This window comes from Microbacterium sp. PAMC21962 (assembly GCF_019443465.1).
GTDB lineage: Bacteria > Actinomycetota > Actinomycetes > Actinomycetales > Microbacteriaceae > Microbacterium > Microbacterium hominis.
In genome coordinates this window covers 764699-790598 of sequence record NZ_CP080381.1, presented here as the reverse complement: position 1 = coordinate 790598, position 25900 = coordinate 764699, and the positions used below count along the sequence as shown (strand labels likewise).

At 70.8% G+C, this 25900-nt stretch carries 19 protein-coding genes and 2 tRNA genes; 15 read left to right on the top strand and 6 right to left on the bottom strand.

Features of this window, described 5'->3' with window-relative positions; genetic code table 11:
* Window positions 1–4: 4 nt before the first annotated feature.
* Window positions 5–2038, bottom strand: a complete 2034-nt coding sequence (locus KY498_RS03805) for a glycosyltransferase family 39 protein (RefSeq protein ID WP_223848916.1) — start codon at window positions 2036–2038, stop codon at window positions 5–7.
* Between the two features lie 400 nt (window positions 2039–2438).
* Between KY498_RS03805 and KY498_RS03800 the strand changes: the two genes are divergently transcribed.
* The 9 genes from KY498_RS03800 to KY498_RS03760 all read left to right on the top strand — a co-directional run bounded on the left by KY498_RS03800 (window position 2439) and on the right by KY498_RS03760 (window position 13618).
* Window positions 2439–2510 (top strand) — tRNA-Gln (locus KY498_RS03800).
* A 214-nt stretch (window positions 2511–2724) separates the two neighbouring features.
* The gene (locus KY498_RS03795) at window positions 2725–2952 is read left to right on the top strand and encodes a hypothetical protein (protein ID WP_060958434.1); all 228 of its coding nucleotides are present in this window, start codon (window positions 2725–2727) and stop codon (window positions 2950–2952) included.
* 727 nt (window positions 2953–3679) lie between these two features.
* Window positions 3680–6457: a hypothetical protein gene (locus tag KY498_RS03790; RefSeq protein WP_191008480.1), complete on the top strand. Its 2778-nt coding sequence runs from the start codon at window positions 3680–3682 to the stop codon at window positions 6455–6457.
* Complete coding sequence (locus KY498_RS03785) at window positions 6454–7155, top strand: alternate-type signal peptide domain-containing protein (protein WP_191008481.1); 702 nt, start codon at window positions 6454–6456, stop codon at window positions 7153–7155. The genes KY498_RS03790 and KY498_RS03785 overlap by 4 nt, the downstream gene beginning before the upstream one ends.
* Window positions 7152–8063 carry a hypothetical protein gene (locus KY498_RS03780; protein WP_191008482.1) on the top strand — a complete coding sequence of 304 codons (912 nt, stop codon included), beginning with the start codon at window positions 7152–7154 and terminating at the stop codon, window positions 8061–8063. Before KY498_RS03785 ends, KY498_RS03780 begins: the two co-directional genes overlap by 4 nt.
* 77 nt (window positions 8064–8140) lie before the next feature.
* Window positions 8141–8953 (top strand): alternate-type signal peptide domain-containing protein, encoded by an 813-nt coding sequence (locus KY498_RS03775; protein WP_191008483.1) that lies wholly within the window; start codon window positions 8141–8143, stop codon window positions 8951–8953.
* 95 nt (window positions 8954–9048) lie between these two features.
* Entirely contained in the window at window positions 9049–9939 is an 891-nt protein-coding gene (locus KY498_RS03770; protein ID WP_191008484.1) for a signal peptidase I, read from the top strand.
* Window positions 9940–9953: 14 nt separating this feature from the next.
* On the top strand, window positions 9954–10928 hold the full coding sequence (locus tag KY498_RS03765; RefSeq protein ID WP_219879499.1) for an LPXTG cell wall anchor domain-containing protein: 975 nt from the start codon (window positions 9954–9956) through the stop codon (window positions 10926–10928).
* Between the two features lie 107 nt (window positions 10929–11035).
* Window positions 11036–13618, top strand: coding sequence for a LuxR C-terminal-related transcriptional regulator (locus tag KY498_RS03760; RefSeq protein WP_191008486.1), 2583 nt, complete (start codon window positions 11036–11038; stop codon window positions 13616–13618).
* Between the two features lie 21 nt (window positions 13619–13639).
* Here KY498_RS03760 and KY498_RS03755 read toward each other — a convergent pair whose 3' ends face one another.
* From KY498_RS03755 to KY498_RS03740, 4 genes are all read right to left on the bottom strand, one after another.
* The gene (locus tag KY498_RS03755; protein ID WP_060958442.1) at window positions 13640–14365 is read right to left on the bottom strand and encodes a hypothetical protein; all 726 of its coding nucleotides are present in this window, start codon (window positions 14363–14365) and stop codon (window positions 13640–13642) included.
* Between the two features lie 79 nt (window positions 14366–14444).
* Window positions 14445–16112, bottom strand: a complete 1668-nt coding sequence (locus KY498_RS03750; RefSeq protein ID WP_191008487.1) for a serine hydrolase — start codon at window positions 16110–16112, stop codon at window positions 14445–14447.
* A 99-nt stretch (window positions 16113–16211) separates the two neighbouring features.
* Window positions 16212–17651, bottom strand: a complete 1440-nt coding sequence (locus KY498_RS03745) for a diacylglycerol kinase family protein (protein ID WP_223849523.1) — start codon at window positions 17649–17651, stop codon at window positions 16212–16214.
* A 116-nt stretch (window positions 17652–17767) separates the two neighbouring features.
* A complete protein-coding gene (locus KY498_RS03740) occupies window positions 17768–19807 on the bottom strand; it encodes a DUF262 domain-containing protein (RefSeq protein WP_191008488.1) in 2040 nt (679 codons plus the stop codon).
* Between the two features lie 135 nt (window positions 19808–19942).
* Between KY498_RS03740 and KY498_RS03735 the strand changes: the two genes are divergently transcribed.
* The 5 genes from KY498_RS03735 (at window position 19943) to KY498_RS03715 (ending at window position 24992) form a co-directional block, all read left to right on the top strand.
* Window positions 19943–20716, top strand: a complete 774-nt coding sequence (locus tag KY498_RS03735; RefSeq protein ID WP_060958446.1) for a hypothetical protein — start codon at window positions 19943–19945, stop codon at window positions 20714–20716.
* A gap of 157 nt (window positions 20717–20873) precedes the next feature.
* Window positions 20874–21656, top strand: a complete 783-nt coding sequence (locus KY498_RS03730; protein ID WP_061781810.1) for a DeoR/GlpR family DNA-binding transcription regulator — start codon at window positions 20874–20876, stop codon at window positions 21654–21656.
* Complete coding sequence (locus KY498_RS03725) at window positions 21653–22600, top strand: 1-phosphofructokinase family hexose kinase (protein WP_191008489.1); 948 nt, start codon at window positions 21653–21655, stop codon at window positions 22598–22600. Before KY498_RS03730 ends, KY498_RS03725 begins: the two co-directional genes overlap by 4 nt.
* A 39-nt stretch (window positions 22601–22639) precedes the next feature.
* Window positions 22640–24679 (top strand): fructose-specific PTS transporter subunit EIIC, encoded by a 2040-nt coding sequence (locus KY498_RS03720; protein ID WP_101306216.1) that lies wholly within the window; start codon window positions 22640–22642, stop codon window positions 24677–24679.
* A 40-nt stretch (window positions 24680–24719) separates the two neighbouring features.
* Entirely contained in the window at window positions 24720–24992 is a 273-nt protein-coding gene (locus KY498_RS03715; RefSeq protein WP_060958450.1) for an HPr family phosphocarrier protein, read from the top strand.
* A gap of 72 nt (window positions 24993–25064) precedes the next feature.
* Here the strand turns inward: KY498_RS03715 and KY498_RS03710 are convergent, their stop codons facing one another.
* On the bottom strand, window positions 25065–25703 hold the full coding sequence (locus KY498_RS03710; RefSeq protein WP_101306217.1) for an MBL fold metallo-hydrolase: 639 nt from the start codon (window positions 25701–25703) through the stop codon (window positions 25065–25067).
* Between the two features lie 121 nt (window positions 25704–25824).
* On the opposite strand from KY498_RS03710, the gene KY498_RS03705 reads away from it, so the two are divergent.
* Window positions 25825–25900: transfer RNA gene (locus KY498_RS03705), tRNA-Glu, on the top strand.

The window sequence follows — 25900 nt, the reverse complement described above, 5'->3', positions numbered from 1 at the left end:
GCGCTCACGCGCCGCAGGAGTACAGCCCGGAGACCGGCGCGTCGGTGACCTCGGTGCAGTTGTCGAGCACCCACGTGCGGATCTGCCCGGCGGCGGTGGACGCGGCATCCGTGCCGCCGAATCCCGCGCCGCCGAAGCCGCCGCTCGATCCTGCGATCACGTAGCGCAGCTCACCGTCGGCCACGAGGCGCTGGAACGTGGCGAGGGTCGGGGCAGGATCGCGCTCGTTGAACCCGCCGATCGGAAGGAACGATCCGCCGTCTGACGCGAGGATGAAGCCGGCGGCGCTCTGGGCGCCGAACGCGGCCGCGAGGTAGGCGGTGCCCTGCTGATGCTCGGTGAGCCAGGCCACCGTCGCCGCGGTGGCCTGGCTCGTCCCCCCGCCGCCCGTCGTCCCCCCGCCGCCGGCGACACCGCTGCCCGTGCCGCGGCGGACCGTGGATCCGCCCGCGTCGGTGCGCGTCGAGCCGTCGCTGCGAGGCGTTCCGGACCGGGCGGAGCCGAAAGGCCCGGAGCCGGATGCGCCCGCCGCCTGTCCGGGCGCCCCCATCCCACCGCGCGCGAAGCCGCCCATGCCGCCGATCCCGGACGTCGCGGCGACGCCGGCTGCCGTGGGGTTGGTCGAGTTGGGCGACCACATGGTCACGACGGACCAGGCCGCCGGAGTCAGCAGCATCGCGACGACGGCGACCGCGGCCGTCAGAGGCACGGGCCGGGCCCGCCGGTGCTCGATCACGAGGAGCACGACGGCGAGTCCCAGCACGACCACCTGCACGATCGCTACCGGCAGCGAGAACGCGGCGCCGCGATCGGCCGCGACGGCCACGCCGATCAGCACCGCGGTCATGGCCGCGACGGCGGGCAGAGCGATCTGCGCCCACAGCGCACGGCGTCGACGCGCCCAGGCGAAGCCCGCACCGATGAGCAGAGCCATCGGAATGGCCAGCGACGCCGTGTAGAACTGGTGCATCCCCGCCACCACGGAGAACATCACGGCGAAAGTGCCGAACCAGACCGCCCCGAAGACGAGCAGCGGCGTGCGGAAGCGCAGCACGGCGAGCACCACGACGGCGAGGATCGCGGTCGGGATCATCCACCCGATCTGGTCGGCGAGCGCCCCGTTGAGCAGCCGCACGACCGACGGCTCGCCGGAGAACGGGGGAGTGAACGAGCGGTACGCCTCCGTGTCGGCCGTGCTCGCGCCGAACCGGCCCAGGCCGTTGTATCCGAACACCATCTCCCACGGGTTGTTCGACAGGGTGCTGCCGATGTAGGGGCGGTCGGATGCCGGCACCAGCGCGACCGCCACGATCCAGACGAGGGAGGCTGCCAGGCTGACCACGCCGGCGACGGCGACGTGCCAGACCCGGCGCCACCACGGCTGGCGGGTGCAGAGGTAGGCCGCCGCGAGGCCGGGCCACACCGCCCAGGCCTCGAGCATGTAGGTCTGGAAGGCGGCGGCGATGAACAGGCCGGAGAGCAGGAGCCAGCCGAGGTGGGCGCGGCGGAGGGCGTGGGTCGCGGCCCACGCGGTCAGCGCCAACGCCAGGACGAAGAAGGTCTCGGGCTGGTTCGAGCGAGCGACGGCGACGAGGATGGGAGTCGTCGCGACGACGGCGCCTGCGATGACGCCCGCGGTCCGTCCCGCCCACCGCCGCGCCGTGATCGCCGTGATGACCGCCGCCGCGGCGGCCGCCAGCGCATTGGGCAGAATCACGGCGGCGGGGGAGAACCCGAACACGCGCACGACGAGGGCCGGGATCCAGAACGAGCCCGGGATCTTGTCGAGGGTGACCGTGCCGGCGGGATCGAACGACCCGAAGAAGAAGTCGGGCCAGCTTCGGCTCATCGACAGCGCGATGGAGGCGTAGTAGTCCGACATCGACCCGCCGACACCCCACGCGGTGAGCACCAGCGCGACCAGGCCGATGCCGAGCAGAGACCAGTGCCAGGGCGTCCCGAGCCGCCGGCGCACGCCGGTTCGGGCGCGCGTGGAGGAGAACGGCGTCGACGGCGCCGACGCGGAGAGAACGGTCACGACGGTCACGCTAGGACCGCTGCGCCCGATGTCTCGCAAGCGCGAGCTATGAATACGCCGCGACGCGCGGCATCAGTCCGACGCCCAGGTGGCCCAGATCACGTCCTCCCCGTCGATCTGCTGCGGGCCCGTGTCGCCGACGAAGACCGCGCCCTTGCGTGAGGTCCCTCCGAAGTCGTCCACCACGGAGCAGGCGGGATCCGCCGAGCGACCCGGATGCCGTGCACCCGGTCAGCAGGAGCAGGAGGGTGATGGCGCCCACGATGGTGGCGCGGATGGTGGTCCTGCGCTCAGTGCCGCCGGGGCGTCGCCCGACGGGCAATGCGGGATCCGGCTGGTTTGGACACGGCCTGTGTGTGGGCTAAGCTTGACCCTCGGTACGACTTCGGTCGTCACCCCCTGGGGTATGGTGTAATTGGCAACACGGCTGATTCTGGTTCAGTTGTTCTTGGTTCGAGTCCAGGTACCCCAGCAAGCACATCACTCTCGAAACAGCAAGCTGTGTGCACGTCTGACCACCTCCTTCGACGCTCATGTCGAGGGAGGTTCTTTGTTTCAGAGGCGTGTGCCTGTTGCCGTGTCCGGCGGGCATCCTCACTGAGCTGATCGGCTCACCCGGGCATTCCAGGCCCCGCGGCGGGTCATACACCCTCGCCAACGGCGATCGCCGAGCCTATGCTGACCGCATGACCGAACCCACGCAGGAGCAGCTCGAGTCGTCGGACAAGGTGGTCAAGCGCACGGTCGGCGGTGAGATCCGCTACTACCTCAAGGACATCAAGGCTCACTGGCCGGCCGTCGTCGAGCAGCATCCGGATGCCGCAGGTCACGAGGCGTGGTGGACGGCCGATGGCCGGTTCCATGCGACGCACGCGCAGCTGCGTCGCGACGCCATGATCGGCGGGATCGTCTAGCGCGATCCGTGCGGGGGAGGGCAACTCATCCTTCCCCGCGACTTCTTCTCTGGCGCGTTCTCGCGTCTCCGGCCCGCGGGGTGCGCTCCATCGCGGAGTCGGTACTCCGCGCCGAGCGATGCTCGCGGCATCCCGGGCTCTCCCGAGCGACCCGCAGGCAGACTGCTCGTCCTACGCAATCGGTCGGACCGACTACTCATCATGTCGGTGCGACGGTACTGAGTCCCCGCGCGCGCCGGCGGCGGTCCGTAACGTGAAGGGCGTCCCGATGTGGTCGTTCCGTTCACACGGCGACAGCAGCAGAACGTTCCCAGCTCCGGCACCGGACCTGACTCCCCAAGGGCAGGTTCCGATCCCACTGCCGGAAGGTCATGTCCTCGGGGCGAGGATGTGACCGAAGGAGGGCACCGGCCGGCCGGTGCCCTCCTTCTTTGCGTTCGCGCGCCGATCCGGCTGCGCCGCAACGGGGGTCCTCCTCGCGCTCTCGCCGCCGCCGCAAGGCCACGCGGCGCCGGCTACGCACACCGTCGCGGAGGCTACGGAGGCTCTCACCGTGACTACGGCGATCGCACCCGGCATCTACCCAAGGCCGGCGGAATCGATCTCCGCGTTGTTACCAACCGGTCAGGATTTGATCTGACGCGTACGCATCAAGAAGACCCATGCATCGAGACGGAGGCCGGCGATGAACCGACCCAGCAGTAGACGGAGCGCCGACACGGCGGGGGTGAAGCCTCGACGTCGCTGGCGTGCCGTCGCGACCGCGCTCGCGACGGTGACGGCGATCGTGGTGGGTTCCTTCGTGGTCGCCGCGAGCGCTCAGGCGGTGTCGTACACCTTCGTCATCGACTCGCTGGACGGCACGGCCGCCGCGCGTGACACCAATCCCGGAGACGGCGTGTGTCAGACTGCCGCCGGCACGTGCACGCTGCTCGCCGCCATCGAGGAGTCCAACGCGCTGAACGCCCCGGCGGGTGCCGTGACGATCACGGTCGCCGATGGCCTGAACGGCAACATCGACGCCCTCGCCGCATCCGCGATGCGCACGACACGCATCTCGAATCAGGATGCGGGCGCTCACTTCGAAGTGACGGCACCGGTGACCATCGATCTGCGCGGCACGGTGACGGCACAGACCTCCCGTGACACCAGCTACGCGCTGTTCCACATCAACACGTCGGGCGTCACCTTCCTGAACATGAACCAGATCCTCTCCGGAGAGTCGACGTTCGTGATGGGCCCGAACGCCGACGGCTTCGTGCTCGACGGGGGTTCGGTCGTGACCGACCAGAACTACTTCCCCGAGCGCTTCATGGTCTTCCGCGAGGGTTCGCAGAACATCACGGTCCGCAACTACCGGATCCAGGGCTACTACCACGCCACCAACGTCACGGCGATCTTCTACTTCAACGCGCAGAACTCGACGCCGATCCGCAACATCAGGATCGAGAACGTCGCCATCAGCTACGCCGACGGCAGCGGGCGATGCAACTCGTCCGACGGCACGGGATGCCGCACCGACATCGTGCAGTTCCTTCCGCGCAATCAGAACGTCGTCCTCGACGGGTTCTCCTTCGTCGACTCCGCGGTCCACAACCTGACCGATCGCGCCGGCTTCCCCTTCGCGACCAGCACCACGTTGGGCTCCAGCGTCCGCGCCTCGAACATCGACATCTCGAACAACAGCTTCCTGAACGTGCAGGGCCGGGGGACGGGCGTCAACAACGCCTTCATCACGATGCCGTTCGGATCGCTCGAGGGCGTCAACCGCATCACCGGGAACGAGTTCGTGCGGGCCACGAGCGGGCAGACGTACGCGGTCGTCTGGAACGGCGGGACGACGACCGGCAACGCCGGCAATCTGACGATCGCGGGGAACTACTTCGACGGATACACCGCCTCCTCGATCGGGCTGACCAACACCGGCACGGTCACCGTGGAGCAGAACACCTTCGGATCCCGCAGCGCCAGCCAGGCACGTCCGGCCACGGCCGAGGAGACCCGCAACGGCACCTCGACGCTCCTCAACAACGGAACGAACGCCAACGGGCGCATCAACACCTGGTTCCCGACCGCCGACGCCCAGGTTCTGACGGGCGACGCGCCCACCGGAACCGTCAATGCCGTGTCGCCGCTGCCGGAGGGCACGGGCATGTGCCTGGCCACGGTCGCGGTGAGCGCGCCCACCGCCACACCTCTTCCGGCATCCACCGTGGATCTGGACGTGTACTGGACCGCTGACCGCACCGCGGAGGTCTACCTGGGCCGCGCGAGCGCCGTGAGCGGCGAGAGCGCCACCGTTCAGATCTCCCTCCCCGTGGGTCCGCAGGAGTTCCCCACGACCGTGGTCGGCGGCACCCAGCAGCTGACGATCGTCGACGAGACCACGGGAGTGGCGGGCGGCTACATCCGCCTCCAGACCCAGTCCGAGGGTGCGTCCTCGCAGTACTCCCGCATCGTCGGGTTCAGCGGAAACTGCCGTCCCGAGCTGACGGTGACCCAGGCGGAGGGTCAGAACGACCCGACGCTCGCCCGCGACCTGCACTTCCGCGTCACCTCGACTCTCCCGCTCGACCCGGCGTCGGTCGGCGCGAGCGCCGTGCAGATGACGGCGGATGCCGTGGACACGACGATCGACGCGGGACGCATGAACCCCCGCACCGTCTCGGTGACGCCCGTCGAGGGCGCCCAGAACCGTGAGTTCGATGTCATCGCCCACGTGGACGACTCGGCACGCGTCACGGCGTCGATCCCCGCGGAGACCGTCCGCAGCGTCGGCGGCCTCACCAACCGACTGCCCGCCACGGGCGCGGACCAGTCCATCGAGTTCCAGAACCCCGTCGCGGTGCGGCCGGCCGGCTTCACGCTCGTGACGGGCGACACCGCCGGACAGCAGTACGCGTTCCAGCTCCTCGCCGGTGCTCCCGCGGTGACCTCGCCGCTGGAGTTCTCCTCCACGGTCGACGCGGTCGGCGTCGAGCACGGGGTCAGCCTGTCGACATCGCAGACGGTGATCGCCGCGGGCGCCACCGGCAGCGACCGCATCCGCGTGACCGCCGCCGCCGGTGAGGTGGAGTCCAACACGCCCGTGATCATCTCGAGCACGCTGGTCTCGGCCGACACCAACTACGACGGACTCGTCGTCGCCCCGCTCACCGCACGCTTGTTCTCGACCGATCCGTCGGTGCGCATCGTGAAGCGCGCGTACATCGGCGCGACCGACACCTCGTCGCCCGAGCGGATCATGGCCACCGGCACCGAGCTGCTCAGCGGAGCGCGTGCGACCGACGGTCAGGGCGTCTGCTTCGTCTACACCGTCACGAACACCTCGTCGGATGACTGGGCCACCGTCCTCACGGACGTCACGGTCCGCGACAGCGACCGCCGCCTCGGAGACGACGGCGTCATCGGAGTGATCCCGCGTCTCGAGATCGGTGCCAGCGCACAGGTGGCCGCGTGCGGCACCCTCATCCCGGTCGACACGACGGTCGGCGGTGTCGGATGACGGCCCTCTCAGCGACCGCCGGGTCACGCCAGGGACGGCGCACCCGCCGCCGCACACGCACCCGTCGCCGCGTCGTCGTGATGACGGTGGCCGCCGCAGCCGCGCTGCTCGTCGGCGCCGGCGGCGCCACCTTCGCCCTCTGGTCGTCCGACACGGTCTTCAGCGGCGGGCCCCTGAAGACCGGCGATCTGCACCTCACGCGTGGTGACGGGGTGTGGCGCCAGGTCACGCCGGGCGTCGAGTCTCCCGCCTCGGGCACCCTCGCCGCCGGCACGGGCTCGTTCGCCAGCATGCCGGGCGACATCGTGGAGGTCATCGTCCCGATCCAGACCACCGTCATCGGCGAGAACCTGCGCGCACGCCTCACGGTGGATGCCGGGGTCGTCCTCTCGCCGGAGCTCCAGGCCGGCACCGTCACCGCCACGTATCGCGTGGAGAAGGAGACGGCGGAGGGGAGCGTCGCCGCCTCCGCGGAGACGCCGCTCGGCACCGCCGCGGATGTCGTCGGTCTCGACGGCGCGGACGGCGGCGCGATCGCCGACTGGAACGTCGTGGTGACCGTCGAGATCGGCGGCCCGCACATCTGGCAGGCCGTTCCGCAGGCAGGACCGGCCGCGTGGAGCCTCGATGACTTCGTCATCGGTCTCGTGCAGGTCCGTCCGGCCCCCGCGATCGACGATGCGGGTAGGACCTCATGAAGCGGCCCGCGACCTCCACGCTCACCGGCGCCGGCGCGCTCGCGCTCGTGCTGGCCGGCACGCTGACAGCGCAGGCGCTGTGGAGTTCCTCGATGACCGTCGACATCCCCACCGTGTCCGTCGGATCGGTCGCCTTCAGCGCCTCGCCCTTCGGTGCCGCGGCGGCGGAGGCCCAGGTCTCAGCGAACGGCGAAGCCGTGAGCGTGAGCTTTCCCGGAGCGCAGCTGGTGGAACTGACCGAGCGCACCATCGACGAGCCCGGCCCGATGATCTGGAGATTCGTCGCCCGAGGCGGCGCGCTCGGGATCGCCGGAATGGACTACAGCGTCGCGGTGACCGCCCAGCAGGGCGCCTCCGAGACCCACGATCTCTCCTCGGGCATCGCCAAGCCGGGAACCCTGCTCGAAGGCTCGACGCTCAAGGTCTACCGGGCCGCCCTCGGCGGCGACTGCTCGGCGGTTCCGGAGACTCCGCAGAGCGCTGAGGGCGAGACGCCACGCAACGTGTACGTGTTCGGCGGCGACGACGTCGTGCTCCAGGAGCCCGGCACGGCCGTCGAGGGTCAGCAGAGCGAGCAGGAGTGGTGCGTCGCCGCGACGTGGAACTCCCCGCCCGACGAGCGCTACCGCAACGACGCCACGGTCACCGCGATCGCGGTGGACGGCGGCGTCAACGGCGCGATCGACTCGTGGCACGCGCTCATCGGGTTCCCGCCCGCGCTGGCTCTGCTCGGCACGTACACGAGCGAGGCTGCGGCCGAGGCCCTCGCGATGGATGGCACGCGTGCCCGCGGTATCAACCGCTGGGGCGCCGAGATCTATCCCGACCCGTCCGGCGAGCCGGACGTCGTCATCACCCTCACCCCGACCGTCACCAGCTCCCGAAGCGCCGTCGCCTCAGGGACCTGACACCGACCTCGGCGGCGTCGACGAGCGCCGACACCGCCGCCTACCCGAGCGCTCGATCACCAAGGAGAAACAACAACATGACGAACAACGATCAGATCATCATCGTGACCGAGGAGAAGAAGCGTCGCCGCGGCCTGATCTGGGTTGCCGCCGGTGCTGCCGCACTCCTCGCCGGGGGCTCCACTTTCGCGCTGTGGTCCGCGTCCGACACCTTCTCGGGCGGCACGATCACCGCCGGTGACCTGAACATCGCACAGCTGCACGACACGTCCTTCTGGGACGTCTCCAACGACCGTCTCGACGCGACCGAGATCGTGGGCGCGACGGACGGCTCGCAGCCGGGCCACTCGATCACCGACATCGACTCGTGGCGCATCGCCCCGGGCGACAAGATGGCGGCCTCCTTCGAGACGACGGTCACGCTGGACGGCGACAACCTCGTCGCCCGTGTCGGTCTGGACGGTCTGCAGGACCTGCAGTCCAACATCACCGGCATGAACTACAGCTACGAGGTCTACTACGGCGAGAAGCTGCTCGTGAAGGAGACGGCCCTCCCGACGACCGCGGACGCGCCGCTCCTGTACCTGGCGGCGACCACCAACGGTCAGGCGGCCGGTCTCGACGACGCCACCAACGGCATCCTCGGCTCCACCGCGACCGCCGTCGACGGCGTCGCGGCTCAGACGGCGGTCTTCGGGATGCCGACGACGTCGGAGACCTTCAACGTCGTCATCTACGCGTCGTTCTACGAGGACCTCGACGGCGACTTCCGCTACTCCGCCACGGACACGACGGTCACCGACCGCGTCGACGTGAACCTCGTCGACACGCTGGGGTCGCTGACCCTGAAGCTCTCGCAGGTGCGCGACGCCGGGGCTCAGTTCAACTGATCGGATGCCGTCGCCGTGCCGGTGCTCCCCGTGGGGCGCCGGCACGGCGGCGGATATGCCACGACCACACCACCATCGGAAGGGACCACGTGAAGATGACCAGCACACGTATCGGTAGAGCGGGCGCGCGTCGCGCACGTCGTGACGCCGTGCGCGTGGCCGGGTCGTCGTGGTTCGACTCGCCGTGGCGTATCGCCGGTCGCGCCGTGTCGTGGGCGCTGATGACCGTGGTGGTGGCCCTGGTCCTGGGTCTCGCGGTCGTCCCCCGCGTGCTGGGCGGCGACGCGCTCACGGTCCTCTCCGGATCGATGGAGCCCACGTTCTCTCCCGGCGACATCGTCGTGGTGCGCGGCACCGACGAGTCCGCGGTGTGCCGCGACGTCTCGATCGGAACGATCGTCACCTACTTCCCGACGCCGAACGACCCGACGCTGATCACGCACCGCGTCGTCGGCAAGACGATCGGCACCTTCGACGACGGCACCCAATGCCGCCTCATCACCCAGGGCGACGCGAACAGCGCGGTCGACGAGCCGGTCTCTCCGCGTCAGGTGCGCGGCGTCTTCCTGTACGGCGTTCCGGGACTCGGATGGGCGCGTCAGTGGATCGGCCAGAACATCACGGTCGTCGCGATCGCAGCGGCGGCCGCCCTGATCGGCTGGGGGCTGTGGAGCAGCTTCCGGCGCCCGCGCTCGACCGTCGTGAGCGTGCCGCGCCCCGACGCGCCCGCCGCGCCGCCGGCGCCGCCCGTGCCGCCCGTCGCCGTCGAGGCCGATCCTGCGCTGGACCTCCGCGAGCGCGAACTCGCGCTGCGCGAGCGCGAGCTGGCGCTGCGGGAGCGCGAGCTCGACTATGCGCTGCAGTGCGCGACCTGGTCGCTCGACCCCTCATCCGATCCGGTCCCGCACGCGCAGGGCGAACCGCCCACGCCGCCGCAGCCGGCCTCCCGCGTGCCCCAGGGCGCGACCCCGTCCTCTTCCTCCTGAAGCGAGCACCCACCGTGAGCATGATTCCCTCTTCTCCCTCTCAGCGGGTCACCGTCGTGACCGGTGGCGACGGCGCCCTGTCGGCTCGAGGCTGGCGTATCGCCGCCGTGCTGACCGTCGTGCTGCTGCTCACCCTCGTCGGCGGCCTCGCCGCGGCGGGCGCGCTTCCCTTCACCGGTCAGCGCCCCGCGACGGCCGAAGACGTCCCGGCATCCCGTGACGGCAGCGCGGGCAGCGCGCAGAGCGCGGGGGAGTCGCGCACGGCGACGTCGCAGGGCGCCGTCGGACACGACGGCACGATTCCCGCGCAGTGGGAGGGCCCAGCCGTCAACCTCGACTGGCAGGGACGCGAGTACGCCCGCGCCGAGCTGGGCTTCATCGGCGATCGCATCGCGGTGCCCGGCGACCGCGTGCACCGCACACTCGACGTGACCAACGCCGGGCCGGGCGCGGCAGCGATGACGGTGACTCTCCGGCTGCGTCAGGACATCCCCGCCGAGGCGCTCAACGCCGACTTCGGCTCCGATGTGACTCTCTTCTGGGAGGTCAACGGCGTGACCGGCAGCGGCAGGTTCGCCGAGCTCGCGCGCGAGGGTGAGATCCAGCTCGGACAGTCCGCGCTCGCCCGCGGCCAGTCGGCACAGATCATGCTCGGCTTCGAGATGGACCGCGACGTCGAGACCTCCCGCGCTCTCGGCGTGCAGTCGACGACGCTGGAGCTCATCGACGCGAGAGTCGACATGCGCGGCGACGGAGCCACGCAGCTTCCGGTGACCGGCGGCGTGCTGTCGTGGATCCCGCTCATCGCCGGCGCACTCCTGCTGCTGCTCGGGTCGCTGCTGCTGTTCGCCGTCTGGCGACGCCGACGGGTCTGCCGCGACTGCGACGAGTCGATCCCGCGCTGGCAGCCGCGGGTCGAGATCCGCGAGAGCGGCCGTGCGCGCACCGTGCTGTGTCTGGACTGCGCCGCCGCGACGCTCGGAACCTAGGGCAGGAGCGTGCGGAGCGATGTCGATGCCGACCGTCGGGCGGAAGGAACCGGGGTGCTAGCGTGACACCCGGGTGGCCACAGCGACGAAGGGGTGAGACGCACAACGTGAGAGGGCGCGAGCGAAGTCTCGCCAAGGCGCAGAGCCTCATCGATGCGGGAGTCAGCGTCGATGTCGTCGGAAGTCGTGGCAGCGGTCGCACGGCATTCCTCGGTGCGCTCGGGACGCGGCTGGAGTCCGCCGATTGGGCCGTTCACTCGATTCGCGGCGTCGCGTCTCTGCAGCCCCATCCGTTCTCGGCGCTCGCGCTGTCCGGGCTCGTCGACCCGCTGCCGCCCCGCGGACGCGGGGCCATGATCGACGAGCTCGCCCGCCAGGTGCGCTCGCGCGTGCGGGGCGAGCGCACGGTGTTCCTCGTCGACGACTGGAACGACCTCGACGAGTCGTCGTGGGGGGTGCTGGACTACGTCCGCAGCGAGACGGGCGTGCCTGTGGTCATGTCGCGCCTGCAGGGCCTCGCGGCTCGGCACACGCCGTCGGGCCTGCAGGCGTCCACGCTCGCCCCGACATCCGTGATCGACATGCTGCCGTTGCGGTTCGAGGACCTCGAGGACGTCATCGCGACGACGCTCGGAGGCCCCGTGGATGCCGCGACGTCGCGACGCATCTACGCGAAGTGCGGCGGCAACGTGGGCCTGTCGCTCGCCCTCGTCGAGGCCGGCCGGCAGGAGGGGACTCTGGTTCCGCTGGCCGACGGCGTCTGGACGGCAGTGGGAGAGCTGTGGAGTCCCGGGCTTCGCTCCGTCGTCGAGATGCACCTGGAGGAGCTGGACGCGACAGCCCGCGACGCGTTGGAGATCATCGCCATGATCGGCCCCGCCGATGCCGACGCGGTCCGGCGGCTCGTCGAGTGGGAGGCGCTGGAACTGCTCGAAGAGCGCGGCATGATCGCCTTCGTGCGCGCCGTGCCCAACAACCTCGTCTCCGTCATCCCGCCGCTGTTCGTGAGCTACTTCCGTCACGGAACCCTGACCTCGCGACGCATCCGACTCACCGAGAGGATCGTCGCGGCACTCGGCGACGGCCGCGTCGTGCCCGACCCGGCGACGACGTGGATGGGCGAGCCGGAGGCGGAGACCCGCCACGCCCTGTTCGCGGGGATGCTGCGCGAGAGCGCGAACACCAAGAGGCTGCTCACCGCGTTCGAGTGGGAGCACACTCCGAGCGTGCGCACCGCGACGGCCTACGTCGAGTCGCTCACGCAGTCGACGATCGAGGATGCGCCGGAGCTCATCCGTCGCGTGTTCGACGAGACCGATCCGCACACGGGCGACATCGCGTCCCGCGCGGAGTACTACCGCCTGCGTGGGCTGTGGATGGCGTACGGCCTGGGCGAGGTGGAGGAGGCCGTCGCCTTCCTCGAGAGGGAGAGCGCAGAGCTCGCCGTCTACGGCCGGATCCTCGACGCGGCGCGACTCTCCGTGCTCGCCGATCTGCGCTCCGTCCCGGCGGACGTGGAGGAAGCCCTCGATGTCGCGGACGGCCTGCCGGCGTCCGTCCACATCGCCCTCCTCGAGGCGCAGATGCACGTATTCCTGATCACGGGGCGACTCGCGGACCTCGATCGCGCCTACGACGAGCTGCGGTCGCTGGATCCCCGCGGCGAACGCGCGTTCGCCCGCATGCTCGCGGCGATGGCGCTGCTCGCGCGCGGCGCGCTGATCGAGGGACATCGCGAGCTCGTCAACGGCTGGGAGGAGGCGCGCGGCGCCCTGGACGTCGACGCACTGCACACGTTCTCGATCGGGCTGTCGTACAGCTTCCTCCATATGGGCGACATGGACGAGCTCGCCGACATGGTCGACATGGCCCTGTCGATCGGCACCGTCGCCCCTCTTCCGCCGGGAGCGCGAAACTCGATCCTCATGGCCGCCGCCGTGCGGGCCGTCTCGCAGGGCCAGGTCGATCTCACCGAGAAGTACGTCGCGGTCGCGCGGATGTACGCCACCCCGAGCGGTGCGCTGCCCGGCGGATCGCTCGCCTGGCTCGACGCGATGTCGGCCCTCGCGCACGGCCGGCAGGAGGATGCCGCCGAGATCCTATGGCACGATGCCCGCGCGCTCGAAGCACGCGGTGCGCACTTCGCCGCCCAGCTGCAGATGCTCTCCTCGCTGGAGATCTCGTTCGACGCCGACCGTCTGGCCGAGGTCGATCGTCTCCTTCGCGCCTCACCGGAGACGAGCGTGCTCGCCCAGCAGCGCGATTACCTGCGGGCGCTGTCGCGCCACGATGCGCGGGCGGTGGTGGACGCGGGTCGCGGGCTCGAAGCATCCGGCCGCTACGGCATCGCCATGGCGGCCTACCGTCGGGCGATCGACTGGGCGGCCGCCGACGACGCGACCGCCCTCGTCGAGGAGGCCGAAGAGGCGGTGTCGGCGTTGTCGACCCAGCTGTCCGGGAAGACCCTGAACGTGTCGCGCTTCGGCATCTGGCTCGCGCTGCTGACGGCCCGGGAGCGCGAGGTGGCCGAGCTGGTCGTGGCCGGGATGAGCAACCGGGAGATCGCCGCGCGCCTCGTGCTCAGCGTGCGGACCGTCGAGAGCCACGTCCTCAACATCATGCGCAAGCTCGGCGTCGGAAGTCGCGAACGCATCGTCGGGCGGCTCTCCGAGGCGGCGACGCCCGGGTGACGCGTTCTCGCGGGTGACGTGTCAGCCCGCGCCGTCGGTCGCCGTCCGTGCCGCCGGGGCAGACAGGAGCGTCGCGAGACGCTTCTTCTTGCGGTTCTCGCGGATGATCCACGCGACATCGGGATCGCTCTCGTCGAGGGCTGCGAAGACGGGGAGCCCTCGGACGGGGTCGGCGGCGATGGCGACGCTCCAGCAGTAGCCGAGCGCCTGCCGCAGGGTGCGCGCCCCGTCCTGCCTGCGGTGGGAGGTGTCCGCCGCGGCGAGGTGGGCGGTCGCACGCGCGCACGCCGCCAGCCCGGCGCGGGCGGCGTCCGGTGTCCGCAGCAGTCGCGGCTCGCAGATCGCGGCGACGGCGGCGCGCTGCACGAGCGGGTCGGGGTCGTCGACCCAGTCCGCGACCAGCGCCCTGAGGATCGCGGGGGAGTCGTCGCCGAGCAGCTGCAGTCCGATCGCCACGCCCTCGCGTACACGCCACCGGTCGTCGGCGGCGAGGGCGCGCGCATGGCGGGCGTCACGCGGTTCGCCCGCCCGTCGGCCGAGAGCTGCGGCGGCGCACATGACCGGGTATTCGCGTCCATCTCGAAGGAGCGCGTCGATGACGGCTGCGTCGGCGGTGCGCGCCGCCGCGTCGACGAGTGCGAGATCCGCGCGCGGACCGGGCAACCCGGAATGGGCATCGAGGAACGCGGCCCAGCTGAGCGGGTCCATTCCTGACAGCTGGGCGATCCACGCCGGCACGCTCGTCATGCGTGCGACGCTATCGCGCCGGGCACTGCCGTCGCTGCGTCGCGTGCCGGGTCAATTCCACTCGCGCCGATGTCCGATCTCAGCCCGACCTCGTGAAGACCCCCAACCCCGATGGCGTCGGGATCTGCGCATAGCGGTTGAGGAAGGTGAGGGTCACGGAGGTCACCCGTCCGTCCGCGCGGGTGAACACGACCGACGAGAGGGAGCCCGGCAACGCGTTCTCGCCCGTGGGGACGTACGCCATCGTGTCGCCGTCCCACGGCGTGATGTCGAACACGGTCTCGCCCTTCGGCCCGAGCGAGCCGCGGAGGCCGGTGCCCGCCGAGGTCACCGTCAGGGTGCCGAAATACGGGCTGACGTACGTTCCGGTGTAGTCGGCGACGGGCCCGGATGCCGCGGCATCCGCCGGTGCCTGCATGCCGGCCAGGTCGCCGGACGGCGCGTTGTAGGACGCGAAGAAGCCGTGCATCGTGTCCACCCAGTCGCGGGTGGAGTGCCCGTACATGACCTCGTCGAGGAACGTCTGCACGACCGCTTCGGGAAGGCCGACGGGGGCGCCGTTGGTGAGGACGACGATGCCGAGGTCGAGATCGGGGACGAGGGTCGCGGCGGTCGCGGCGCCGAGGCCGAAGGCACCCGAGTGGCTGAGCGTGACGCGGCCGCCGGCGCCGGAGCCCACGTTGATGCCGAAGCCGTAGTGACCGGGCCGTTGATCCAGATCGCCCGGGTGGGAGCTGACGATCTGCGCCGACAGCGCCTCGTTCAGCGGCCCCGTGGCGATGAAGGCGGAACCGCCTCGCTGCCCGTCGGACAGCAACAGCTGCATCCACGTCGCCAGGTCGCCGACGGTCGAGGATGCGCCGCCCGCGGGCGCCTCGGCATCCGCGTCGCGGTCGAACAGCGGCTGGAAATCGTCGTCGCCGATCCGTGCGTGCAGCACGGCGCGGTCGTCGGCAGCGAGGTAGTCGGCGTGGCTCATACTCGTCGACGTCATGCCCAAGGGCGTGAACAGCAGCTCCTGCGCCGTCTGTTCCCACGTCTGACTGCGGGAGGCGGCGACGGCCTGCGCGCCGGCCGTCAGACCGAAGTTCGAGTACTGATAGGTCGAACGGAACGGCTGCAGGGGGATCTCACGGAGGTGGTCGAGGATGTAGTCGCGGTCGAATCCGAGGTCCTCGAGGTCGTCTCCACCGCCGGTGGGGATGCCGGTGCGGTGGGCGAAGAAGTCTCCGATCGTGGCGTTCTGGGTGACGTACGGGTCATCGAGCGCGAAGTCGGGCATGAAGGTGCGCACCGGCGTGGACCACGAGAGCTCGGGGTTCTCGGTCATGGCCTTGGCGACGATCGTGGCCGACAGCGGCTTCGACAGCGATGCCAGCTCGAACACGGTGTCGGTGTCGACCTTGACGCCGGTGGACACGTCGCGCACGCCGAACCCGCCCTCGTACAGCACGGCATCGTGCGAGACGACCGCGACGGCGAGCCCCGGAACCTTCGATCGACGCAGTGCGTCGTCGATCTGGCCGGGCAGAGCCGTGAGGGCGGCGGCGACGGCGCTCTCACGATCGGTGTACAGCGCGACGACGTCCTGATTCGGGAAGGTCCCCGTGGTCACGGCGACCGTGGGCGCCGGCTCGGGCGGGGAGCTCCACGCGCAGCCGGAGAGGGCCAGCCCCACGGCCGTCGCCGTCACCGTCGTCGTCAGCAGTCTCGGTCGGCGCCGCGCATCCGCCATGGTCGAAGCCATCCTCGTGCCCCCTCATGCGGCACGCCGACGTCCCGCTCGTGTCGAGGATAGGGCGACCGCGACCGTGCGGTCCAGCATCGGCCGGCGCCGCTGCGCCGATCAGCGCGACGCCGAGGCGGGCGCGATCACGGTGAGGGCGCGCGGGAGGACGCGCGCGGAGAGGTGATCGACCTCTTCGCCGAGCTCCCCGTCGCGGGCGATCCGGTAGGGCCCGTCGAGCAGTTCGAGATCGAACTCGGCATCCGAGAACTCCTGGTAGCGGCGGTTGCGCGAGATCCGCCCCGTGAACAGGTCGAGGACCACGCGCGCGCGGGAGCCGCGACGCGACACACCGAGCACGCGCAGATCCAGCCGCGCGTCGTCGAGCGTCGCGCGGTGGACGGGGGCGAACCCGCGCGGCTCGTACCGGCCGTTGCCGAGGAAGAGCAGGCTGAACCGCGCGTCGACGGCGCGACCGTCGAGGTCGCGGACGCGCACGCGCACCGCGCGGGCCCGTCCCAGCGTCCGCACCGCCGCGACGAGGGCGGCGAGAGGCTTGCCGATGCGGTGCTCGTACCGCTCGCGGATCGCGACGAAATCGGTGTACGCGCCGACGCTGGCGGTGTTGACGAAGATCCTGCCGTTCACCTCGCCGAGATCGACCTTCGCGACGGTGCCGGCCCGGACGGCGTCGATGGCAGCCGACAGCGGGTACATCCCGAGGTCCTTCGCGAAGTGGTTGAAGGTGCCCGCCGGCAGAACCGCCAGCGGGATGCCGTTCTCGTGGGCGGCGGCCGCGGCCTGCTGCACCGTGCCGTCGCCGCCGGCGACCGCGAGGACCTCGCACTCCTGCGCGGTGCGGCGGATCACCTCGGCGTAGTCGTCGTCCGCACCCAGCTCGACGATCCGCAGCGCCGGCAGCGTGCGGCGCACCACCGGGAGGATCCGCGCCGCGCGCCCCGAGCCCGATCGAGGGTTGATGACGAGCGCGATGCCCGCGCCGTCCGGCCGCGGCGTGCCCGCGTGCACCGCGAGCGCGTCCTGCAGCGGGTCCACGCGCTCCACCGGCACGATCCGCGTCGTCAGCCAGGCGACCGCCTCGCCGAGCGCGAAACCCGCCGCGACGTCCGACGGGTAGTGCGCTCCGGTGGCGACCCGCGAGAAGCCGACGAGGCCCGCCAGCATGCGCAGCGGCACGGTCAGGATCGGGGACTCGGCGGATGCTGCCGCGGCGAACGCCATCGCGCTGGCCGAGTGGCCGCTCGGAAACGACGTCGAGGCGGGGATGCGGTGGGCCAGCCGCTGCACCGGCACCTGCGTGATGGCCGGCCGCGGGCGGCGGTGCAGACGCTTGGACACCTGGTTGGCGAGGAGGCTGGTGAGCCCGATCGCGGCGAGGCCGCGCACCGCGGCCCGGCGCGCCCGGGGCCGACCGGTGGCCGCGAGGAGCGCCGCCACCCCCATCCAGAGCACGGAGCGGTCGGCGGCCCGCGTGAGCGGCGGCATCGCCCCGTCGAGGATCGGGCTGCGCGTGCCGGCGATCGCGGTGAAGGTGGCCACGTCGAGCGCGTCCACTTGGCGCCGGACGGAGCGCCATCGCCGCGTGTCGCCCCCGTCGTCTCGGGAGGCACGTGTGCGAGCGGACGGTGGTCGACGCCGGGCCATGATCGCTCCGATCAGTTCATCGCGTTGCCGATGTAGGAGTACTTGACGAACACCTCGGAGGCCCAGCCGGCCTCGTCGAGCACGCCCTGCACCGCCGTGAGCATGTACTTGGAGTCCCACCCCATGTAGAGGTACTGGCCGTCGCCCAGCTCATCCCACTGGCCGTTCCACGCCTTGGCCGGGTAGACGGGGCCGCCGCGGCGTGCGCTGAAGTCGATCACGCTCTGTCGCGAGTCCGCCCACAGCCGTTTGAAGATGCGGTTGAAGAGGTAGCGGATGTCGGGAACCTCCCAGTGCTCACCGCGGAACTCGACGTAGTCGAACTCGCGCTGCCAGCCCCGAGGCCATCCGCGGCGCTTGCGGGCGTCGAGGATGGGTGTGAGGTTGTCATCGTCGATGGAGACGACGGCGGGTCGCTTCCAGACGCTCAGGAAGAGGTCGGTCAGCTCTTGCGTGCGCGCCGCGATCGCCGCGGTCGACCACGCCTCGGCGTCCGCGACGGCCTGCGTGACGGCGAGCGCGCTGTCGCGGTAGGCGTTCCGCTTCTGCGGGAACGAGGCGTCGAACGCGCGGTCGAAGAGCTCCCGTTCGAGCAGCGTCAGGTTTCCCAGGGTCTGGGCCAGCGCACGGAAGCTGTTCTGCTCGTCGTCGGAGAGCTCGGCCCAGCGGCGCGAGCCGTCGGGCGACCACTCGTCGGACGGTGCGAGCGGCACGATGTGCTCGAGATCCAGCGGCGCCGTGTCGATGTCGCCCGCGAGCCGCCCCAGCACGTAGGCGGGGTGGGGGAGCGCGCTGAACTTCAGACCCACGCGGGTGCGCTCGTCGGAGGGCGTGATCCGCGCGATCGCCCGGACCAGATCGTCGCGTGAGAGCGCCGCGGCGCGGCAGAGGCGAGCGACGAGCCGGTCGGTGGTCACCCCGACGACGGTGCGGCGCATCAGCAGCGACTGCAGCTGCTCGAGCGACGTGATCAGCTCCGAGGTCGGGAGCTGTCCGGAGCGATGCTCGTGGAGCAGGCGCAGAGCGAGCGGATACATGCCGCGGCCGAAGGTGTTGAGCAGGGCCAGCTGCTGCCCGATCGCGACGTCGGCGACGCGCGCCGGGTCGAGGAGGGTGGCGTAGAGCGCGGAGTAGTCGCGCCACTGCGCGGCGCGCTCGCGCAGCGTCGCCATGTCGAGGTGCGGGAACTCGGCGCGGAAGGTGTCGTAGACGCCCCGCTCGCCGGCCACGGTGACCTCGCGGCCGGTGAGCATGACGAGGTAGTGCCGCCAGAAGTCGCCGATCTGCTCGCCGGTGTTCTCCTCGATCGGAACCCAGTAGTGGTCCTCGATCTCGCTCTGCTGGGCGTGGGAGAGGCCCATCAGCACGTAGTTGTGGATCAGCTCGTGGTCGCGCAGCGGTTCGCCCGTCGAGTTGAGGCTCTCGAAGGTCTGCTGCGCGTTCGCCTCGGGCCCGAGGGTGATCGCGACGTGCTCGAGGCGTTGGAGGCCCCGCCAGATGTGGGCGGCCTCGTCGGGACGGATCTGGCTGCGGAAGAACGCGTAGTTGTCGTCGAAACGCGACACGCGCGTCTCATCGTCGGGCGTCCGACGGTCGCGCACGACGCTCTCGAAGACCTCCGCCCAGGCGCGATGCGGCCGGAGTTTCGTCCGTGCGGGATCGTCGTCGCGGACGAGCACCCGCTCGAGCTCGGCGGCCAGCTCCGGGTCGTCGTCACGCAGGGTGTGGTGCAGGGCGGCGACCAGCAGCATGAGCGTCGTGATGCGCTGCTGTCCGTCGATGAGGACCAGATGGGCGTCATCGTCGTCGGAGACCGAGGCGGTCGAGAGGATCGAGCCGATGAAGTGCGTGTGGCCGGCGCCTGCATCCGCCACCGCGCGCACATCGCCGAGGAGCTGCTCGCAGCCGCCGATGTCCCAGCGGTACTGCCGCTGGTAGACGGGAACGACGATGGTGGTGTCGGATGCCGAGAGCCACGCGATCGTGGCGACGGCGGTCGCGGAGACGTGGGACGCGGAGACCGAGGGGGCGAGGTTCGTGCCGGTGCTCATGTTCTCCGTGTCGCCTCCGCGCTCGCTCTCGATGACCGCCGTCGAGTCTAATCGCGTTCCCGGGACCGCTCGGTAGGCTTGCCTCGGCCGGGCCTGTAAAAACTTCGCTTGTCCGGCAGAAAGGTTGGATCCGTCATGGGTTACATCAAGAGCGCGGCCCTCGAGGAGACCGGTTACGTCGTCCTCGACCGCTACAACAAGGAGATCGACCCGAAGGAGTGGCTCGACGTCGAGTACGTCGACTGGAAGTCCTCGGGCGACACCCGGTTCGCCCCGTTGGCCTCCGCCAAGGGCGAGATCGAGTGCAACGGCTTCTGGAACCACAAGCCGCCGCGCACCGACAAGGACGGCGTCTGGATCGACGCGCAGACCGCCATCGCACCGACGCTCACCGCGCGTGCGCAGGAGCCGGGGGCGAACGTCGGCCGCTGCCGCATCATCGAGCTGCAGCCGAACACGTATGCCGACTGCCTCTACAACCTGCACCAGGACGACAACAACCGTCTGAACCCGGACGGCACCGGCTGGGTCGTGCGCGGCTTCTTCAACCTCACCGACGACAAGACGAGCTACTTCGTGCTGCGGGAGAACCGCACCGATCCGAGCGAGGAGACCCGCATCGCCCTGCCCGCGGGCGCGCAGCTCATCGTCGACACCCAGCGCCTCTGGCACGCCGCCGCCCACTACGGCGACGAGCCGCGCTACTGCCTCATCACCTCGTGGGAGTCGGGCCCCGAGCTCGACGCCTACATCGCCAAGTACAACGGGGTGAACAAGGTGGACAGCTACCCGGTCGACCAGGAGACGCTGGATGCCGGGCAGATCGAGCAGGAGCGCCGCATCGCCGCCCGTGCCGCCGCCCTGGCCGCCCGCGGCCAGCAGGAGGTCACGGTGATGAGCGAGGCCTGAGCCTCGGCATGCACCGCGGACGTCCCGTCCGCACGAAGGGCCCCGATCTTCGGATCGGGGCCCTTCGTCGTCCGTGGCCCTCGTGTGGTTTTCGACGGAGCAGACTGTTGTTATATCTGTGTTTGTGTTGTACCGTGTGGATATTCAAGGAGGATACGTGTACGCAACGGAGCGACAGCAGCTCATCGAGCATCTGGTCAGCACAGACGGACGCGTCGCCGTCGTCGACCTGGCGCGCCGCTTCGGCGTGACCACCGAGACCGTGCGCCGCGATCTCGACCAGCTCGAGACGGCGGGAATCGTGCGTCGCGTGCACGGCGGGGCCGTGGCCCGCACCCGGGTCAGCACGGTCGAGACCTCCTTCGTGGAGCGCACGCAGCGCCGCAGCGACGCGAAGCGCGCGATCGCGGAGCGGGCCCTGGAGGCCATCGGCGCCGATGGCGACGGATCCATCTACATCGACGCGGGGACGACGACGGCCGCCGTCGCCGGACTGCTCGCCCAGCGCCCGGTCACCGGGCATCCGCTCGAGGTCGTCACCCACTCGATGACGGTGGCGCACCTGCTGGCCGGAGCGCCCGGGCTCAACCTCACCGCCATCGGCGGCCGCGTGCGCGGGCTGACCGCGGCGGCCGTGGGCGCCCAGACGGTCGATGCGATCTCCCGGCTGCGCCCCGACCTCGCCTTCATCGGCACCAACGGCCTGTCCGCCACCTTCGGACTGAGCACACCCGATCCCGACGAGGCCGCAGTCAAGCGCGCCATCATCGCCTCGGCGCGCCGCATCGTGGTGCTCGCCGACGCCGAGAAGTTCGACGGGGAGCTGCTCGTCTCCTTCGGCCGGCTCGCCGATCTCGACATCCTCGTCACCGATGCGCCGCCGCCCGCCGACCTCGTCGCCGCCCTCGACGACGCCGATGTGGAGGTGTGGACCGCATGATCGTCACGCTCACCGCGAACCCGTCGCTCGACCGGACGGTGACCCTCGCCGAGGCCCTGCGCGTCGGCGAGGTGCAGTCCGCCGTCGCCGTCCGCGAGGATGCCGGGGGGAAGGGCATCAACGTCACCCGTGTGCTGACCGGATCGGGGGTGATCAGCACCGCGGTCCTCCCGCTCGACGCCGACGACCCGTTCGCATCCGTGCTCCGCTCGGCGCGCGTGCCGGTCGTCGCCGTGCCCCTGCCCGGAACCGCGCGGGCGAACCTCACGCTGACCGACCACGACGGCGTGACCACGAAGGTGAACCTGCCCGGTGTGACGCGCAGCGACGCGGATGCCGCGACACTCATCGCCGCGACGGTGCAGGCGTCGGCGGGTGCGCGATGGCTGGTGCTGGCGGGGTCGCTGCCACCCGGACTGCCCGACGACTTCTACGTCGACGTGATCACCGCCGTCCGCGCGACCGGCCCCGAAGCGCCGCGCATCGCCGTGGACACGTCGGGGGCCGCCCTGCGGGCCGTCGTCGAGCGCGGAGCGCCCGATCTCATCAAGCCCAACGACGAGGAGCTCGTGGAGCTCGCCGGCGTCCCCCTCGACCCGGCGCTGCCGCTGGCGGAGGCCGTCCGCGCCGTCGCCTCGCAGCTCGTGCCCGAGCGGGTGGGCGCCGCCTTCGTCACGCTGGGTGGCGACGGCGCGGTCCTCGTGACGGCCGACGGAGCCTGGTTCGGCACGCCGCCGCCGACGCGGGTGCGCAGCACCGTCGGTGCCGGAGACAGCTCGCTGGCGGGCTTCCTCCTCGCCGACGTCGCGGGAGCCGCTCCCGACGAGCGGGTGCGCAGCGGCATCCGCTACGGGTCCGCGGCGGCCGCGCTGCCCGGAACGCAGGCCCCGACGCCCGACGATCTGCTCCCCGGCGACGTGCCGGTGAGCCCTCTCGCCCCCTGAAAACCCCATCCTGAACCCACTCGACCACTGGAGGTCACCGTGTCAGAGATCATCACGCCGGCGCTCGTCAGCCTTGACGCGTCGCTCGGCACCGACAAGCGGGCCGTCATCGACGCCCTCGCCGCGCGCGTGGCGGCGACGGGGAGGGCGAGCGATGCCGCAGCCCTCGCCGCCGACGCCTGGAAGCGCGAGCAGACCGACGAGACCGGTCTGCCCGGCGGCATCGCGATCCCGCACGCCAAGAGCGCCGCGGTGCGCGAGGCGACGCTCGCCTTCGCCCGTCTGAAGCCGGGCATCGACTTCGGCGCGGAGGACGGTCCGGCCGACCTCGTCTTCCTCATCGCCGCCCCGGACACGGCGGCCGAGGAGCACCTCGCCGTGCTGTCGCAGCTCGCGCGCAGCTTCATGCGCGAGGACTTCACCGCGGGACTGCGCGCGGCCGAACGGCCGGAGGACGTCGTCGCCCTCGTGACCGCGGCCGTGTCGGGCACCGCTGCTCCGGCAGCATCGACGGCGCCCGCCGCGACGGCGAGCGCGGACAGCGCGCACCTGATCGACGGACGCCCCGCCCGGATCGTGGCGGTCACGGCGTGCGCGACCGGCATCGCCCACACCTTCATGGCGGCCGACGCCCTCACCGCGCAGGGCGGCAAGGACGGCGTCGACCTCATCGTGGAGCCGCAGGGATCGAGCGGATACAAGGCGCTCGACCCGAAGATCATCGAGGCCGCCGACGCCGTCATCTTCGCCGTCGACGTGGACGTGCGCGAGCCGCAGCGCTTCGCCGGCAAGCCCGTCGTCCGCGCCAGCGTCAAGCGCGGCATCGAGGCGCCCGGTCAGCTGGTGGCCGAGGCCATCGCCGCTGCGAAGAACCCGAACGCGACCCGCGTCAGCGGATCGGCCGCGGCGGCATCCACCGCCACGTCGGGCGCGGGGGAGTCGTACGGCGCGAGCATCAAGCGCGCGCTGCTGACCGGCGTCAGCTACATGATCCCCTTCGTCGCCGGCGGCGGTCTGCTCATCGCCCTCGGCTTCCTGCTGGGCGGCTATGAGATCGCGTTCAACGCGGACAAGATCCTGGGCGCGTCGACGCTGTGGAACCTCGGCGACACCTCGCTGATCGTCTACCTCGGCGCCGTGCTGTTCAAGATCGGCGCGCTGTCGTTCGGCTTCCTGGTGCCGGCCCTCGCCGGTTACATCGCGTACGGCATGGCCGACCGGCCGGGTATCGCCCCCGGTTTCGTCGCCGGTGCCGTCGCGGGCTTCATGGGCGCGGGCTTCCTCGGCGGCATCGTCGGTGGTCTGCTCGCCGGTGTCGCCGCCCGCTGGCTGAACGGCCTCGACGTGCCGCGCTGGCTGCGCGGTCTCATGCCGGTCGTGATCATCCCGCTGCTGGGTTCGATCTTCGCCTCCGGTCTCATGCTGCTGGTGCTCGGCGGTCCGATCGCCTGGCTCACCAAGGCCCTCAACGACTGGCTGTCGGGCCTCACCGGCGCCGGCGTGATCATCCTCGGCATCATCCTCGGCCTGATGATGTGCTTCGACCTCGGCGGTCCGGTCAACAAGGTGGCCTACGCCTTCGCGACCGGCAACCTCGCCGCGGGCATCGCGGGCGACGAGCGCTACCTGCAGATCATGGCGGCCGTCATGGCTGCGGGCATGGTCCCGCCGCTGGCGATGGCCCTGGCATCCACCGTCATCGACCGCAAGCTCTTCACCGAGCCGGAGCGCGAGAACGGCAAGGCGGCCTGGCTGCTCGGCGCTGCGTTCATCTCCGAGGGTGCGATCCCGTTCGCGGCGGCCGACATCTTCCGGGTGATCCCGGCGATGATGCTCGGCGGCGCGGTGACCGGTGCGCTCTCGATGGCGTTCGCCGTCACGAGCAAGGCGCCCCACGGCGGCATCTTCGTCTTCTTCGCGATCGACAACTTCTGGCTCTGGCTGCTCGCCATCGCCGCGGGAACGGTCGTCTCGGCATTCACCGTCGTCGCGCTGAAGCGCTTCGCACGCCGTGGATCGGCCGTGAACGAGGGTATTCCCGGTGCGTCCTCGGTTTCTCCCGAGGCCGTGAACGCCTAGTCTCGATGGAGATATCCCAACACGATCCAAGGAGGATCCCATGGCAGAACGCCAGGCCACCGTCGCCAGCAGCTCGGGTCTGCACGCGCGCCCCGCGAAGCTCTTCGTGCAGGCGGTCCAGCAGACCGGCGTCCCCGTGACGATCGCGGTCGAGGGCGGTCCTGACCTCAACGCCGGCAGCATCCTCACGCTGATGGGTCTGGGCGCCACGCAGGGCACCGTCGTCACGCTCAAGGCGGAGGGCGAGGGCGCCGAGGCGGCCCTCGACACGCTCGTCGCGTTCCTCGAGACGGACCACGACGCCGAGGCCTGATCGGACACGGATCCACGGATGCCGCGACCCCCGGATGCTCTCCGGGGGTCGCGGCATCCGGCGTTCGGGGCCTCAGAGATCGATGGCGTCGCCCGGGTCGAGCGGGCTGAACCGACCCCCGCCCTGTTCGGCCGCCCACTGCAGACGTCCGCGGTGCATGTCGAGTCCGATGCGCGAGAGCGTCATGTCGTGCGTCGCGAAGGCGTGCTCGGGCCGCACGGCGAGGACGAAGTCGATCGCCTCGCCGATCTTCAGCCACGGCGCGCCCACCGGCGCGGCGAGGAGCCGGACCTCGACCCCTTCGGGGACCGCGTAGGAGTCGCCGGGGTAGTAGAGCTCGTCGTCGACGAGCACGCCGACGTTGTCGATGACGGGGATCGACTCGTGGATGACGGCGTGCCGCCCGCCGAAGAAGCGCAGCGCGAACGGGCCGGCGCTCACGCTGTCGCCCGGAGCGACGACGGTGACGCCGAACTCCGCGGCCGCATCCGCGACACCCTGCGGCCCGTAGATCGGTACGTCGGGCGCGTGCTCACGGATGCGACGGAGGTGCTCCGGCGTCCAGTGGTCGGGGTGCTCATGGGTGAGCACGACGCCCACCGTCCCGGCCAGATCCTGCAGCGGAAGAGTGAAGGTTCCGGGGTCGATGATCAGCTGGCTTCCTTCGCGCTCGAGGCGCAGGCAAGCGTGTTCGTGTTTGGTGACGCGCATGTCGCTCAGTCAACGCCTGTCCCGCGATCCGGGCAAGCCGGACTCGCATCCGGGCCTCGATTTGGCGAGGGGTCGTTCGCCATGGCATAATCGAACGGTTGCTTACGCAGCGAAAAGGTACGGCCCCATCGTATAGCGGCCTAGTACGCCGCCCTCTCACGGCGGTAACGCGGGTTCGAATCCCGCTGGGGTCACCA

Bases quoted from the DNA above. Each gene is read 5' to 3' on its own strand.
- KY498_RS03750 (WP_191008487.1), bottom strand. From the start codon at position 16,112: ATGGCTTCGACCATGGCGGATGCGCGGCGCCGACCGAGACTGCTGACG.
- KY498_RS03740 (WP_191008488.1), bottom strand. From the start codon at position 19,807: ATGAGCACCGGCACGAACCTCGCCCCCTCGGTCTCCGCGTCCCACGTC.
- KY498_RS03770 (WP_191008484.1), top strand. From the start codon at position 9,049: ATGACCAGCACACGTATCGGTAGAGCGGGCGCGCGTCGCGCACGTCGT.
- KY498_RS03715 (WP_060958450.1), top strand. From the start codon at position 24,720: ATGGCAGAACGCCAGGCCACCGTCGCCAGCAGCTCGGGTCTGCACGCG.
- KY498_RS03785 (WP_191008481.1), top strand. From the start codon at position 6,454: ATGACGGCCCTCTCAGCGACCGCCGGGTCACGCCAGGGACGGCGCACC.
- KY498_RS03735 (WP_060958446.1), top strand. From the start codon at position 19,943: ATGGGTTACATCAAGAGCGCGGCCCTCGAGGAGACCGGTTACGTCGTC.
- KY498_RS03755 (WP_060958442.1), bottom strand. From the start codon at position 14,365: ATGACGAGCGTGCCGGCGTGGATCGCCCAGCTGTCAGGAATGGACCCG.
- KY498_RS03795 (WP_060958434.1), top strand. From the start codon at position 2,725: ATGACCGAACCCACGCAGGAGCAGCTCGAGTCGTCGGACAAGGTGGTC.
- KY498_RS03780 (WP_191008482.1), top strand. From the start codon at position 7,152: ATGAAGCGGCCCGCGACCTCCACGCTCACCGGCGCCGGCGCGCTCGCG.
- KY498_RS03775 (WP_191008483.1), top strand. From the start codon at position 8,141: ATGACGAACAACGATCAGATCATCATCGTGACCGAGGAGAAGAAGCGT.
- KY498_RS03710 (WP_101306217.1), bottom strand. From the start codon at position 25,703: ATGCGCGTCACCAAACACGAACACGCTTGCCTGCGCCTCGAGCGCGAA.
- KY498_RS03725 (WP_191008489.1), top strand. From the start codon at position 21,653: ATGATCGTCACGCTCACCGCGAACCCGTCGCTCGACCGGACGGTGACC.